Origin of the sequence: Streptomyces sp. NPDC021225 (genome assembly GCF_044332865.1) — a bacterium.
In the GTDB taxonomy this organism is placed as follows: domain Bacteria; phylum Actinomycetota; class Actinomycetes; order Streptomycetales; family Streptomycetaceae; genus Streptomyces.
Genome location: NZ_JBIRPV010000001.1, coordinates 1465344 through 1478743, shown reverse-complemented (window position 1 = coordinate 1478743; position 13400 = coordinate 1465344). Strand labels below are relative to the sequence as shown.

11 protein-coding genes and 1 pseudogene are annotated in these 13400 nt (G+C 71.5%); 3 read left to right on the top strand and 9 right to left on the bottom strand.

Annotation, left to right across the window (positions count from 1 at the left end; genetic code table 11):
• Nucleotides 1-158 precede the first annotated feature (158 nt).
• Together ACH4S9_RS06810 and ACH4S9_RS06805 are read right to left on the bottom strand one after the other, a co-directional pair.
• Nucleotides 159-1013: pseudogene (locus ACH4S9_RS06810) on the bottom strand (phosphotransferase); the annotation flags it as partial.
• On the bottom strand, nt 977-1285 hold the full coding sequence (locus ACH4S9_RS06805; RefSeq protein ID WP_311724828.1) for a chorismate mutase: 309 nt from the start codon (nt 1283-1285) through the stop codon (nt 977-979). The gene ACH4S9_RS06805 and the pseudogene ACH4S9_RS06810, both read right to left, overlap by 37 nt.
• A 202-nt stretch (nt 1286-1487) precedes the next feature.
• Here ACH4S9_RS06805 and ACH4S9_RS06800 point away from each other — a divergent pair, with 202 nt between their 5' ends.
• On the top strand, nt 1488-1856 hold the full coding sequence (locus ACH4S9_RS06800; protein ID WP_311724827.1) for a VOC family protein: 369 nt from the start codon (nt 1488-1490) through the stop codon (nt 1854-1856).
• A 35-nt stretch (nt 1857-1891) separates the two neighbouring features.
• On the opposite strand, the gene ACH4S9_RS06795 is transcribed toward ACH4S9_RS06800, so the two are convergent.
• On the bottom strand, nt 1892-2689 hold the full coding sequence (locus ACH4S9_RS06795; protein ID WP_311724826.1) for a serine protease: 798 nt from the start codon (nt 2687-2689) through the stop codon (nt 1892-1894).
• A gap of 184 nt (nt 2690-2873) precedes the next feature.
• On the opposite strand from ACH4S9_RS06795, the gene ACH4S9_RS06790 reads away from it, so the two are divergent.
• Together ACH4S9_RS06790 and ACH4S9_RS06785 are read left to right on the top strand one after the other, a co-directional pair.
• Nucleotides 2874-3767 (top strand): hypothetical protein, encoded by an 894-nt coding sequence (locus tag ACH4S9_RS06790; protein ID WP_398370213.1) that lies wholly within the window; start codon nt 2874-2876, stop codon nt 3765-3767.
• 24 nt (nt 3768-3791) lie between these two features.
• On the top strand, nt 3792-4259 hold the full coding sequence (locus ACH4S9_RS06785) for a PPOX class F420-dependent oxidoreductase (RefSeq protein ID WP_385339349.1): 468 nt from the start codon (nt 3792-3794) through the stop codon (nt 4257-4259).
• 141 nt (nt 4260-4400) lie between these two features.
• Here the strand turns inward: ACH4S9_RS06785 and ACH4S9_RS06780 are convergent, their stop codons facing one another.
• The 6 genes from ACH4S9_RS06780 to ACH4S9_RS06755 form a co-directional block, all read right to left on the bottom strand.
• The gene (locus ACH4S9_RS06780; protein ID WP_385339346.1) at nt 4401-4574 is read right to left on the bottom strand and encodes a hypothetical protein; all 174 of its coding nucleotides are present in this window, start codon (nt 4572-4574) and stop codon (nt 4401-4403) included.
• A 109-nt stretch (nt 4575-4683) separates the two neighbouring features.
• On the bottom strand, nt 4684-5610 hold the full coding sequence (locus ACH4S9_RS06775) for an ABC transporter ATP-binding protein (protein ID WP_311724819.1): 927 nt from the start codon (nt 5608-5610) through the stop codon (nt 4684-4686).
• Nucleotides 5607-6038 (bottom strand): GntR family transcriptional regulator, encoded by a 432-nt coding sequence (locus ACH4S9_RS06770; RefSeq protein WP_311724818.1) that lies wholly within the window; start codon nt 6036-6038, stop codon nt 5607-5609. The genes ACH4S9_RS06775 and ACH4S9_RS06770 overlap by 4 nt, the downstream gene beginning before the upstream one ends.
• 184 nt (nt 6039-6222) lie before the next feature.
• Nucleotides 6223-7683, bottom strand: a complete 1461-nt coding sequence (locus tag ACH4S9_RS06765) for a glutamate synthase subunit beta (protein WP_358846025.1) — start codon at nt 7681-7683, stop codon at nt 6223-6225.
• A complete protein-coding gene (gene gltB / locus ACH4S9_RS06760) occupies nt 7676-12196 on the bottom strand; it encodes a glutamate synthase large subunit (RefSeq protein WP_398370537.1) in 4521 nt (1506 codons plus the stop codon). The genes ACH4S9_RS06765 and gltB overlap by 8 nt, the downstream gene beginning before the upstream one ends.
• Before the next feature lie 329 nt (nt 12197-12525).
• On the bottom strand, nt 12526-13257 hold the full coding sequence (locus ACH4S9_RS06755; protein WP_311724816.1) for a VIT1/CCC1 transporter family protein: 732 nt from the start codon (nt 13255-13257) through the stop codon (nt 12526-12528).
• Nucleotides 13258-13400: the final 143 nt, after the last annotated feature.

The window sequence follows — 13400 nt, the reverse complement described above, 5'->3', positions numbered from 1 at the left end:
GGTCCGGTGTGGGGTGCGCGTGGGGTGCGTGGGTGGTGCCGGGGGCGGGGCCTCCGGGGCTGTCACACCTGGACCGCGCCGGTCCGGTGGGGGTGCGCCTGCTGTGGGTGCGTGGTGCGGGGGTGGGGCCTCCGGGGCTGTCACCCTGGACCGCATATTTACGGCGCCGGTGCCCGGAAGCGCGGTGTTACCCGGAACTTCGCGCCACAAATATGCGTAAGCGTCCAGGGCACCACCCCTGCACCCCCACCCCCTCCCGCCGTCGGCGGCTCCCCCTGCGTCCCGCCCCCGGTGCCTTGCCGCCGGGGGCTCCGGACCGGCCGGGAAGCGTCAGCAGCGCCGCAGGCCGGGCCCGCCCGCCGGGCCGCCCGAGCGCATCGGGGGTCAGGGGGCGGAGCCCCATGGAAACGGGAAGGGGCGGGGTGGGGAAAGGCCCCCCTCAGCCGCGCGGGCGCGCGGTCACGTTCGCAGACGACGGCCATGCGGCGGCCGGTCCCGTCCGGCCCGGGGCCTTCGGGGCCCGGGCCGCAGAACTGTCGGCAGGCGTGTGCCACGTCGTGGACGCGTCGGCCCGGCGCGGCGGTGTCCCAGTCGATGAAGGCGACGGGGCGGGGGCGGTAGACGGTGTTCTTCGGGGACAGGTCGTTGTGGCACACCACCTCGTCGCCCTCGGCGAGCGGCGTCCCGGCGGTCAGGTCGTGGAACTCGCGGATCAGGCGGGCCATCGCGGCCAGGCTCTCGTCGTCGCCGACGGTGGGCGGCTGGTCCGGCTGCCATGCGACGTGACCGTCGAGGTACGAGAGCACCTCGCGGCCCTGCTCGTCGGTGCCGAGGTGGCGGGGCGCGCCGGGCCAGCCGTGCCGGGCGAAGTGGGTGAGGCGTACGTAGGCGGCCCGTTCGGCGGGGCGGCGCCGGACGGTGTTGCCGACCCGGACGACCTCGGTGACGAAGCCGCCGGGCAGCGGCTCCTCGTCCATCAGGAGCGCGCGATGGTCTCGTGGTGCCGGATGACCTCGGCGATGATGAAGTTGAGGAGTTTCTCGGCGAAGGCGGGGTCGAGCTTGGCGCTCTCCGCGAGGTCGCGGAGCCGCGTGATCTGGCGGGCCTCGCGGGCCGGGTCGGCCGGGGGGAGCTTGTGGGCGGCCTTGAGGTAGCCGACCTGCTGGGTGCACTTGAAGCGCTCGGCCAGCATATGGACCACGGCCGCGTCGATGTTGTCGATGGAGTCGCGCAGCCGGGCGAGTTCCGCGCGGACGGACTCGTCGATCTCGTCGTTGGTGCTCATGGCGGTGAGCCTATGCGGCCCGGCACGCTCCGGTTACCGGCGGGTGACCGCCCCCGGCCCCTGTGGGGGGTGGGTGAGGGGCCGGAGGCGGTCGGGTCGGAGTGCTCTCCCCGGTCGAGCGCCTCCACCCTGGAGGAGTGGGTTATGGATCTGCGGGTTCCATTCGGGGTGGGAATTCCGGGTGCGGAGATATCGTCGGGAGATGATCGCGAAGCTTCAGTGCATCGTCGTGGACTGCCCCGACCCCGGGGCGCTGGCCGGTTTCTACGCCGGGATCCTGGGCGGGCGGGTGGACGACAGCAGGCCGGAATGGGTGACGCTCACCTCGCCGGAGGGGGTGAGGTACGCCTTCCAGGCGGCGCCCGACCACAAGCCGCCGCGCTGGCCGGACCCGGACCATCCGCAACAGTTCCATCTGGACTTCGACGTCGAGATGATCGAGGACGCGCAGCGGGAGGTGATCGCCCTGGGCGCGACGTTCCTGTACGACAGCGGGGGCGAGCGGGCGGGGTTCCGGGTGTTCAGTGATCCCGCGGGGCATCCGTTTTGTCTGTGTTACGGGCAGGGCTGAGCGCCCCTGGCTGATGGGCCAGGGGCGCACACGTGTCAGCCGCCGAGCTGGGTGGCGCCTGCCTTGATGTCCTTGGCGAAGGTGCTCACCTCGGTGTAGACGCCGGGCTTGCCGGGGCGGGCGCAGCCGTCGCCCCAGCTGACGATGCCGACCTGGATCCACGCCCCTGCCTCGTCCTTGCGGAACATCGGGCCGCCGGAGTCGCCCTGGCAGGTGTCGACGCCGCCGGTGTCCATGAATCCGGCGCAGATCTCCTCGCCGGCGACAAGGTCGCTGTACGCCCTCTTGCAGGTGGTGTCGTCGACGAAGGGCACGGTGGCCTTGAGCAGGTAGCGCTGCTGGCCGCCGCCCTCGACCGCGGCGCCCCAGCCCGCGACGGTGAAGTCGCCGTTGTTGTAGGCGGTGGTCTCGGCGATCTTGAGGGTGGGCTGGTTGATGGGCTGGGCGAGCTTGATCAGTGCCCAGTCCTTGCCGGTGCCGTTGTAGCCCGGGGCCTGGAGGACCCGGGTGGACTTGACCTTGACGGCGCTGGAGCTCTGGAGGTCGACCACGCCGGCGGTGGCGGTGATGGAGGTGTTCGCGCCGCTGCCGGACACACAGTGGGCGGCTGTGAGCACGATGTCCTGGGTGTAGAGGGCGCCGCCACAGCCCATGGACAGCCGCACCATGAACGGGAATTCACCCTGGGCGGCGCGGGTGCCGCCGACGACGGAGGGGCCGGGCTCGGGGCTCTTGGCCTGGGCCAGGGAAGTGCCGGGCAGCAGGCTGAACGCGGCGAGGGCGACGGCTCCGACGGCGGCCGCTCTCTTGACGGGCTTCCGGTGATTCCGCAACGGAGTTCCTTTCGTGGGGGGTTGAGCTACTTGCCAGGCTCATGCCAAGCAGCGTTGCGATTATCCGAACGGCCCGATCGGCCTGACAAGGGTCGCTTTCCGGCCAGGCCTGCGGCGCGACCGGGCCCGGCGCCCGTATCGTGGAGACAGGGGGCACGGCGGACGACGGCTACGGGGTGACGGCGTGGCGGCACCGGGCAGCGACATCGAGCACGGATTCCCGCACCTGGACACCGTCCGGGCCGCGCTCACCGCGCTCTACAAGCGCCTGTCGTACGACGGGGTGCGGACCTTCGGGCTCAGCGTGGCCCCGGGCGATGTGGCCTTCTCCGACCAGGACGATCTCTACCTCGGCGCCCAGCGGGTGGCCCGGGTCATGGTGCGGCATCTGCGCCTCCCCGACGCCCGCATGATCGTGAGCTTCCGCGAGATGCGGCACGCGGGAAACGTCGAGCTGGCCGCGGGCCCGGAGTACTTCGTCGAGCTCAACTCCCGCTTCAAGACCCACCGCCGGGACATCGGCGCGGCCCTCGCCCACGAGGTCACCCATGTGTATCTGCACCGGCTCGACCTGGCGTTCCCCGGCACCCGCGACAACGAGATCCTCACCGACACCACGGCCGCCTATCTCGGCGCGGGCTGGCTGCTGCTCGACGCGTACCGCGAGAGCTCCGTCTCCAGCCAGAAGCTCGGCTATCTGACCCCGGAGGAGTTCGGCTATGTCCTGGCCAAGCGGGCGCTGACGTTCGGCGAGGACCCGGCGATCTGGTTCACCAGCCCGCAGGCGTACGAGGCGTACGTCAAGGGCCTGGACGTGGCGCGGCGCGACGAGCGGCAGCCGCCGCTGGCCGCGTCCGGCTGGGCGGGCCGCCGCCGGTATGCGCGGGACCGCCGGTTCGCGCAGGTCGATCCGCTGGCGCCGGTGACCGGCGGGGGCGGGTACGCCTTCGAGAGCGGCTCCCCGCTGCGTGTCACCTTCCCCTGCCCGACCTGCCGGCAGCGCATCCGAGTCCCCGTGGGCGGCAGGATTCGGGCCCGGTGCGGGCTGTGTCGTGCGGTGCTGGAGTGCGACACATGATCCAGGCGTCGTAAGGTCGGCCGTATGAGCCCCTCCATCGCCACCAACACCCGTGTCGGCCGCGACGAACTGCTGGAGTTCGTACGGCCGCGCCACCGCGCCATCCTGATGACCCGCCGCGCCGACGGCTCGCCGCAGGCCTCGCCGCTGACGTGCGGCGTCGACGACGCGGGGCGCGTCGTCGTGTCGACGTACCCCGAGCGCGCCAAGGTCCGCAACGCGCGGCGCGACCCGGCCGTCAGCCTCATGGTGCTCTCGGACGAATGGAACGGGCCGTGGGTCCAGATCGACGGCACCGCCGAGGTGATCGACATCCCCGAGTCGGTGGAGCCGCTGGTCGAGTACTACCGCAATATCGCGGGCGAGCACCCGGACTGGGACGAGTACCGCGCGGCCATGGTCAAGCAGGGCAAGTCGCTGATCCGGATCACGCCGGAGCGCTGGGGCCCGATCGCCACCGGCGGCTTCCCCGCCCGGCTGGTCGAGGACTGAGCGGCCCCGGGGAAGTAGGGGTGGGTTCCCGCGTCGTCTGGTGCAGGGGGCACCTCCCAGCGGTAGCTGGGGGCGCCGTGCCAGGCGGCGTGGGGGCCCGCCTCTACTTCCTCGGGGTCGCTCAGGGCTGACGCACCCGGGTCAGCACGCGCCGGGGCGGGCGTAGAGGAGCACCACCATCCCCTGCACCTCCCGCTCGGCGCACCGGCGGAAGTGCTGGGCGAGCACCTCGCGCTTCGTCCGCTCCTGCGGGGTGTCGTCCGGCCGCCGGCCGGGCGGGTCCGTCACCACGGCGATCCGCTCGGCGGTCATCATGCGGGCGCGGATGCGGGGCGCGCCAACGCACGGGCTTCCCTCGTCACTGCTCGCTCCTCCGTCGCTGCGCGGCTCCTCAGTCCAGCCCGCACAGCGCGCCAAGACACGCTCATGCCGGCACCTCCGCATCGGGGCCGCGGGCGCCGGAGGTGATCAGCGGCGGGGCGTCGGGCGCGCGCAGATAGCCGAGCAGGACCTCCTCCAGGGACGGCTCTCTGACGATCCAGCCGTCCTCGGCCGGCGGGGCCGACGGGCGGATCAGCGCCGTGAGTTGACGGCCCGTCACACGCCTTTCGACCACGGTGTGGCGGGCGATCTCGGCCGTTCCGTGGTCGGCGCGCGGGCCGGTGATCAGGCGGTGGGCGGCCTGGACGGCTTCGGTGTCGCCCGCCAGCCGGACCCGGCCGCCGCCCATCAACAGCAGGAAGTCGCAGACGCCGTCGAGTTCGGCGAGCACATGGGTGGAGATGACCACGCTGGTGCCGTGTTCGGCTGCCTCCGCCATCAGGGCGCCCATCATCCGGTGCCGCCGCAGCGGGTCCTGATCGGACATCGGCTCGTCGAGCAGCAGCAGGTCGGCGCGTTTGCCGAGGGCGAGGGCCAGGGCCACACAGGTGCGCTGGCCGCCGGAGAGGGAGCCGACGCGGGCGGCCGGCTCCACCTCGGCCTCGGCGATGACGCGCTCGGCGGCGGCCTGGTCCCAGCCGGGGTTGAGTTCGCGGCCCAGGCGCAGGGTCTCGTCGACGGTGAAGCGCGGGTAGAGCGGCTTGTCCTGGGCGACGAAGGCGATGCGCCGCCGCGCCTCGGCGGACCGCGGGTCGGCGCCGAAGACCCGTACGGCGCCGGTGGTCGGCGCGATGAGGTCCGCGGCCAGGGACAGCAGGGTGCTCTTGCCCGAGCCGTTGGGGCCGACCAGGGCGCAGATGCGCCCCGCGGGCAGCCGGAACGTGACATCCCGCAGGGCCCAGCCGCGCCGGTACTTCTTGCCCAGTCCGGTGGTCTCCAGGGCGGTGGAGGGATCGTGTCGGTCGGTCACCCGTGCTCCCTGTTCAGGACGGTGCTCTCGCCGGTGGTGGTGGGGCCGTCGGGGAAGCGCTCGTCGAGGACCGCGGCGATCAGCGCGGCGACGTCCTCGCGGTCAAGACCGGCGGCGCGCGCCCGGTCCGCCCAGGCCGCCAGCTCGGCGCGCAGCGGCGAGTCGGCGGCGGCGCCGGGCCGGGCCAGCGAGCGCCGTACGAAGGTGCCGAGGCCGGGCCGCGGTTCGACCAGGCCCTCCCGCTCCAGTTCGCGGTAGGCCTTGAGGACGGTGTTGGGGTTGATCGCGGTGGCCGCGACGACCTCCTTGGCCGTGGGCAGCCGGTCCCCCGGCTCCAGCAGGCCCAGGCGGAGCGCCTGCTTGGTCTGCTGGACGATCTGGAGATAGGTGGCGATGCCGCTGCGGCGGTCGATGCGGTATTCCACCACCCTCCACCACCCTTTCACTAATCAGTTAGTGGAATGATGATGTGGCGATCTCCGAGGGGTTGTCAAGGCGGGCCGGTGGCGGGGGCGGAAACCACGCGGCGCCCGCCCCCGGTCGGGTGGGGGCGGGCGCCGTGCGGCCGGTCCGTACGCCGTTGTACGGGCGGAGTCCTGAGGAGTTACCTGATCAGACGGTCAGCGAGCGGTCGGTCGGGCGGATCGGGGCGGGCAGCGCGCTGGTTCCGGCCAGGTAGCGGTCCACGCCGCGGGCGGCCGAGCGGCCCTCGGCGATGGCCCAGACGATCAGCGACTGGCCGCGGCCCGCGTCGCCGGCCACGAAGACGCCGTCGACGTTGGTGGCGAACTCCGCGTCGCGGGCGACGTTGCCGCGCGCGTCCAGCTCCAGGCCGAACTGCTTGACCAGGCCGTTCTCCTGGTCGGTGCCGGTGAAGCCCATGGCCAGGGTGACCAGCTGGGCCGGGATCTTCCGCTCGGTGCCCGGCTGCTGCTCCAGCTTGCCGTCCTTGAACTCCACCTCGGTCAGGTGGAGCCACTGCACATTGCCGTCCTCGTCGCCCTCGAAGTGGGTGGTGGAGACGGAGTACACCCGCTCACCGCCCTCCTCGTGCGCCGAGGTGACCTTGTAGAGCATCGGGAAGGTCGGCCAGGGCTGGCCCGCGGAGCGCTCCTCGCCCGGGCGCGGCATGATCTCCAGCTGGGTGACCGAGGCGGCGCCCTGGCGGTGGGCGGTGCCGACGCAGTCCGCGCCGGTGTCGCCGCCGCCGATCACCACGACGTGCTTGCCCTCGGCGCTGATCGGGGCGGTGACATAGTCGCCCTCCTGCACCTTGTTGGCCAGCGGCAGATACTCCATGGCCTGGTACACGCCCTTGAGCCGGCGCCCGGGCACCGGCAGATCGCGGGCGGTGGTGGCGCCCGCCGCGATGACCACGGCGTCATAGCGCTTGCGCAGCTTGGCGGCGTCGATGTCGCGGCCGATCTCCACCCCGGTGCGGAACTTGGTGCCCTCCGCGCGCATCTGCTCGATCCGGCGGTTGATGTGGCGCTTTTCCATCTTGAACTCGGGGATGCCGTAGCGCAGCAGCCCGCCGATGCGGTCGGCGCGCTCGTACACGGCGACCGTGTGGCCGGCCCGGGTCAGCTGCTGGGCGGCGGCCAGGCCGGCCGGCCCGGAGCCGATGACGGCGACGGTCTTGCCGGACAGCCGCTCGGGCGGCTGCGGGGTGACGTCGCCCGTCTCCCAGGCCTTGTCGATGATGGTGACCTCGACGTTCTTGATGGTCACCGCGGGCTGGTTGATGCCCAGCACACACGCGGCCTCGCACGGGGCGGGGCACAGCCGCCCGGTGAACTCCGGGAAGTTGTTGGTCGCGTGCAGCCGCTCGCTGGCCTCCCGCCAGTCCTCGCGGTAGGCGTAGTCGTTCCACTCGGGGATCAGGTTTCCGAGCGGACAGCCGTTGTGGCAGAACGGGATGCCGCAGTCCATGCAGCGGCCGGCCTGCTTGCTGATGATCGGCAGCAGCGAGCCGGGGACGTAGACCTCGTTCCAGTCCTGGACGCGCTCGCCCACCGGACGGGTCGTGGCGACCTCGCGGTCCGTGCTCAGAAAGCCCTTGGGATCAGCCATTGGTCGCCGCCTCCATCATCTTCTCGGTGGTCTCGGACTCGGAGAGCCCGGCTCGCTCGGCGGCGTCCTTGGCGGCGAGCACTGCCTTGTACGTGCTGGGGATGATCTTGCTGAAGCGGGCGAGCGCGGCGTCCCAGTCGGCGAGCAGCGCACCCGCGACGGTGGAGCCGGTCTCCTCGTGGTGGCGGCGCACCACATCGTGCAGCCACTGCCGGTCGGTGTCGTCGAGCGCCTCGATCGCCTCGACGTTGCCGACGTTGACGTTGTCCCGGTCCAGGTCGACGACATAGGCGATGCCGCCGGACATGCCCGCCGCGAAGTTGCGGCCCGTCGGGCCGAGCACCACGGCCCGGCCGCCGGTCATGTACTCGCAGCCGTGGTCGCCCGCGCCCTCGGAGACCACGGTCGCGCCCGAGTTGCGGACGCAGAACCGCTCGCCGACGCTGCCGCGCAGGAACATCTCGCCGCCGGTGGCGCCGTACGCGAGGGTGTTGCCCGCGATGGTGGAGTACTCGGTGAGGTGGTCGGCTCCCCGGTCCGGCCGGACGATGACCCGGCCGCCGGACAGGCCCTTGCCGACGTAGTCATTGGCGTCGCCCTCCAGCCGCAGGGTGACACCGTGCGGCAGGAACGCGCCGAAGGACTGGCCGGCCGAGCCGGTGAAGGTGATGTCGATGGCGTCCTCGGGCAGGCCCGCGCCGCCGAACTTCTTCGTCACCTCGTGGCCGAGCATGGTGCCCACGGTGCGGTTGATGTTGCGGATGGCGACCTGGGCGCGGACCGGCTGGGCCGCCTCGGCGCTCTCCGCGTTCAGCGCGTCGGCCGCGAGCTTGATCAGCTCGTTGTCCAGCGCCTTCTCCAGCCCGTGGTCCTGGCCCACCACCTGGTGGCGCGCCGCGCCCTCGGGCAGCTCCGGGACGTACAGCAGCGGGGCGAGGTCCAGGCCCTGCGCCTTCCAGTGCTGCACCGCGCGGCTGGTGTCCAGCAGTTCGGCGTGGCCGACGGCCTCGTCCAGGGTGCGGAAGCCCAGCTCGGCCAGGAGCTCGCGGACCTCCTCGGCGATGAACTCGAAGAAGTTCACCACGAACTCCGGCTTGCCGCCGAACCGCTCGCGCAGCACCGGGTTCTGGGTGGCGATGCCGACCGGGCAGGTGTCCAGGTGGCACACGCGCATCATCACGCAGCCGGAGACGACCAGCGGGGCGGTCGCGAAGCCGAACTCCTCGGCGCCGAGCAGCGCGGCGATCACCACGTCGCGGCCGGTCTTCAGCTGGCCGTCGGTCTGCACCACGATGCGGTCGCGCAGGCCGTTGAGCAGCAGCGTCTGCTGGGTCTCGGCCAGGCCCAGCTCCCAGGGGCCGCCCGCGTGCTTGAGCGAGGTGAGCGGGGAGGCGCCGGTGCCGCCGTCGTGGCCGGAGATCAGCACCACATCGGCGTGCGCCTTGCTGACGCCCGCGGCCACGGTGCCGACGCCGACCTCGGAGACCAGCTTGACGTGAATGCGCGCCTTCGGGTTGGCGTTCTTCAGGTCGTGGATCAGCTGGGCGAGGTCCTCGATGGAGTAGATGTCGTGGTGCGGCGGCGGGGAGATCAGGCCGACGCCCGGGGTGGAGTGCCGGGTCTTGGCGACCCACGGGTAGACCTTGTGGCCGGGCAGCTGACCGCCCTCACCGGGCTTGGCGCCCTGCGCCATCTTGATCTGGATGTCGTCGGAGTTGACCAGGTACTCGCTGGTGACGCCGAAGCGGCCGGAGGCCACCTGCTTGATCGCCGAGCGGCGCGCCGGGTCGTACAGCCGCTCCGGGTCCTCGCCGCCCTCGCCGGTGTTGGACTTGGCGCCCAGCTGGTTCATGGCGATCGCCAGGTTCTCGTGCGCCTCCTTGGAGATGGAGCCGTACGACATGGCGCCGGTGGAGAAGCGCTTGACGATCTCGCTGACGGGCTCGACCTCCTCGATCGGGATCGAGGGCCGGTCGTTCTTGTCGTTCTTGAAGGCGAACAGGCCGCGCAGCGTCATCAGCCGCTCGGACTGCTCGTTCACCCGCTCGGTGTACATCTTGAAGATGTCGTAGCGGCGGGAGCGGGTGGAGTGCTGGAGCCGGAAGACCGTCTCGGGGTCGAAGAGGTGCGGCTCGCCCTCGCGGCGCCACTGGTACTCGCCGCCGATCTCCAGCGCCCGGTGGGCGGAGGGGATGCCGGAGACGGGGTACGCCTTGACGTGGCGGGCGGCGACCTCCTGGGCGATGACGTCCAGGTCGGCGCCGCCGATCTTGGTGGCGGTGCCGTGGAAGTAGGAGTCCACGAAGGACTCGTCCAGGCCGACGGCCTCGAAGACCTGCGCGCCGCGGTAGGAGGCCACGGTGGAGATGCCCATCTTGGACATCACCTTCAGCACACCCTTGCCGAGCGCCTTGATCAGGTTGCGGATCGCGGTCTCGGCCTCGACACCCGGCAGGAAGGTGCCGGCGCGGACCAGGTCCTCGACCGACTCCATCGCCAGGTACGGGTTGACGGCCGCGGCGCCGAAGCCGATGAGCAGCGCGACATGGTGCACCTCGCGGACGTCGCCCGCCTCGACCAGCAGGCCCACCTGGGTGCGCTGCTTGGTGCCGATGAGGTGGTGGTGGACGGCTGAGGTGAGCAACAGGGAGGGGATCGGGGCGTGCTCGGCGTCCGAGTGGCGGTCGGAGAGCACGATCAGCCGGGCGCCGTCCTCGATGGCGGCGTCGGCCTCGGCGCAGATCTCCGCGATGCGCGCGGCGAGCGCCTCGCCGCCCCCGCCGACCCGGTACAGGCCCGACAGGGTCGCGGCCTTCAGGCCGGGCATGTCGCCGTCGGCGTTGATGTGGATGAGCTTGGCCAGCTCATCGTTGTCGATCACCGGGAAGGGCAGGGTGACGCTGCGGCAGGCGGCCGGGGTGGGCTCCAGCAGATTGCCCTGGGGGCCCAGCGAGGAGATCAGCGAGGTGACCAGCTCCTCGCGGATGGCGTCCAGCGGCGGGTTGGTGACCTGCGCGAACAGCTGGGTGAAGTAGTCGAACAGCAGCCGCGGCCGCTCGGAGAGGGCGGCGATCGGGGAGTCGGTGCCCATCGAGCCGATCGGCTCGGCGCCAGTCTTGGCCATCGGGGCCAGGATGACGCGCAGCTCCTCCTCGGTGTAGCCGAAGGTCTGCTGGCGGCGGGTGACCGAGGCGTGGGTGTGCACGATGTGCTCGCGCTCGGGCAGGTCGGTCAGGTCGACCAGACCGGCCTCCAGCCAGTCGCCGTACGGCTGCTCGGCGGCCAGCTCGGCCTTGATCTCGTCGTCCTCGATGATGCGGTGCTCGGCGGTGTCCACCAGGAACATCCGGCCCGGCTGGAGCCGGCCCTTGCGCACCACCCTGGCCGGGTCGAGGTCCAGCACGCCGACCTCGGAGGAGAGCACGACCAGGCCGTCGTCGGTGACCCAGTAGCGCCCGGGCCGCAGACCGTTGCGGTCGAGGACCGCGCCGACCTGGGTGCCGTCGGTGAAGGTGACACAGGCCGGGCCGTCCCAGGGCTCCATCATCGTGGAGTGGTACTGGTAGAAGGCGCGCCGCGCCGGGTCCATGGAGGGGTGGTTCTCCCAGGCCTCGGGGACCATCATCAGCACGCTGTGCGGCAGCGAGCGGCCACCGAGGTGGAGCAGCTCCAGGACCTCGTCGAAGGTCGCGGAGTCGGAGGCGTCGGGGGTGCAGATCGGGAAGATCCGCTCCAGGCTCTTGTCCCCGAACAGGTCGCTGACCAGCTGCGACTCCCGGGCGCGCATCCAGTTGCGGTTGCCCTTGACCGTGTTGATCTCGCCGTTGTGCGCGACGAAGCGGTACGGGTGGGCCAGCGGCCAGCTCGGGAAGGTGTTGGTGGAGAACCGCGAGTGGACCAGCGCGACGGCCGTGGCGAAGCGGCGGTCGGACAGGTCGGGGAAGAACGGCTCCAGCTGACCGGTGGTCAGCATGCCCTTGTAGACCAGGGTGCGCGAGGACAGCGAGGGGAAGTAGACCCCGGCCTCCCGCTCGGCGCGCTTGCGCAGCACGAACGCCTTGCGGTCCAGGGCCAGCCCGCTGCTGGCCCCGTCGGCGACGAAGAGCTGGGCGAAGGTGGGCATGACGGAGCGGGCGGCCTCGCCGAGCAGGTCGGGGGCGACCGGGACCTCGCGCCAGCCGAGGACGGTCAGGCCCTCCTCGGCGGCCATCCGCTCGATGTGGTCGGCGGCGGCGTCGGCCTCGCCGTCCGGGAGGAACGCGATGCCCACGGCGTACGAGCCGGCCTCGGGCAGCTCGAACCCGCTGACACTCGTCCGGAGGAACGCGTCCGGGACCTGGACGAGGATGCCCGCGCCGTCACCGGACCGGGGGTCGGCACCGGTGGCTCCGCGGTGCTCAAGGTTGCGCAGCACGGTCAGAGCCTGCTCCACGAGCTCATGGCTGGCCTCGCCGGTGAGGGTCGCCACGAAGCCGACGCCACAGGCGTCGTGCTCATCGCGCGGGTCGTACATCCCCTGTCGGGCGGGGTGGGATGCGGAGCGCATCGGCTCTCCCGTCGTCGTCTACGGCATTTGGGTGTGCCGAGGGACGACGCTGGCCCTCCGCCAAGAAATTTTCGTGCAGGTTACATGATGGGTCGCTTCTCGGGAAGCGGATAGCACGTTCCATCATGCGGACACCGGGCACGAGGGATGAAGTGAGGCAAGGGGGATCAAAAGATCACCCCGCCGGGAGCGCGAAGCGGGCGACGTTGCCCGCGGCGCTCCGGCGTTATGCCCGTTGGTAAACGGATTGAAACCGTCGAGTTACGGCGCAATCTTGCGGCTCGCCGTATGGTAAATCAACCCACGGCCGTGCCAAAGAGTATGCCCAAGGCATATGTCACACCGGCGGCCGCGCCACCCAGCGCCAGCTGTCGCAGTCCGCTGAACCACCAGCTACGGGCCGTCACCCGCGCCACCACCGCACCGCACGCGAACAGCCCGATCATCGCCAGCACCACGGCCGGCCACAGCGCCGACGCCCCCAGCAGATAGGGCAGCAGCGGCAGCAGCGCGCCCAGAGCGAAAGAGCCGAACGAGGACACCGCCGCCACCAGCGGCGACGGCAGATCGTCCGGGTCGATGCCCAGCTCCTCGCGGGCGTGTATCTCCAGCGCCTGCTCCGGGTCCCTGGACAGCTGCTCGGCCACCTGGCGCGCCAGCCCGGGCTCCACGCCCCGCGACTCGTACAGCGCCGCCAGCTCCTCCAGCTCGTCCACGGGGTGCTTGCGCAGCTCGACCCGCTCGACCTCCAGCTCGGCCTCCACCAGCTCGCGCTGGGAGGCCACGGAGGTGTACTCCCCGGCCGCCATCGAGAACGCGCCGGCGGCGAGCCCCGCCAGCCCGGTGATCACGATCGTCTGCCGGTCCACGGCGCCGCCCGCCACACCGGTCATCAGCGCGAGATTGGAGACCAGACCGTCCATGGCGCCGAACACGGCCGGCCGCAGCCAGCCGCCGTTCACATCGCGGTGGGTGTGGTTGTCACGGTGTGCGATGTGCGGCGGTTCGGTGCTCGCGATGACAGACATGATGGATACTGCGCTCCCTTCGAGGGGGGTGCGGGCGTGGCCGCCCTCATCCCAACAGCTCGAAGGTACGCACGAATTCCTTGTCCCCGCCAGCAAGGAAGGCCGAACTTACCTCGCTGACCTGCGGAAATACGAAAGCCGCC

Excerpts from the sequence above, each read along its gene's own strand:
- ACH4S9_RS06805 (WP_311724828.1), bottom strand. The coding sequence starts at position 1,285 with ATGAGCACCAACGACGAGATCGACGAGTCCGTCCGCGCGGAACTCGCC.
- ACH4S9_RS06800 (WP_311724827.1), top strand. The coding sequence starts at position 1,488 with ATGATCGCGAAGCTTCAGTGCATCGTCGTGGACTGCCCCGACCCCGGG.
- ACH4S9_RS06785 (WP_385339349.1), top strand. The coding sequence starts at position 3,792 with ATGAGCCCCTCCATCGCCACCAACACCCGTGTCGGCCGCGACGAACTG.
- ACH4S9_RS06780 (WP_385339346.1), bottom strand. The coding sequence starts at position 4,574 with ATGATGACCGCCGAGCGGATCGCCGTGGTGACGGACCCGCCCGGCCGG.
- ACH4S9_RS06765 (WP_358846025.1), bottom strand. The coding sequence starts at position 7,683 with ATGGCTGATCCCAAGGGCTTTCTGAGCACGGACCGCGAGGTCGCCACG.
- gltB (WP_398370537.1), bottom strand. The coding sequence starts at position 12,196 with ATGTACGACCCGCGCGATGAGCACGACGCCTGTGGCGTCGGCTTCGTG.
- ACH4S9_RS06755 (WP_311724816.1), bottom strand. The coding sequence starts at position 13,257 with ATGTCTGTCATCGCGAGCACCGAACCGCCGCACATCGCACACCGTGAC.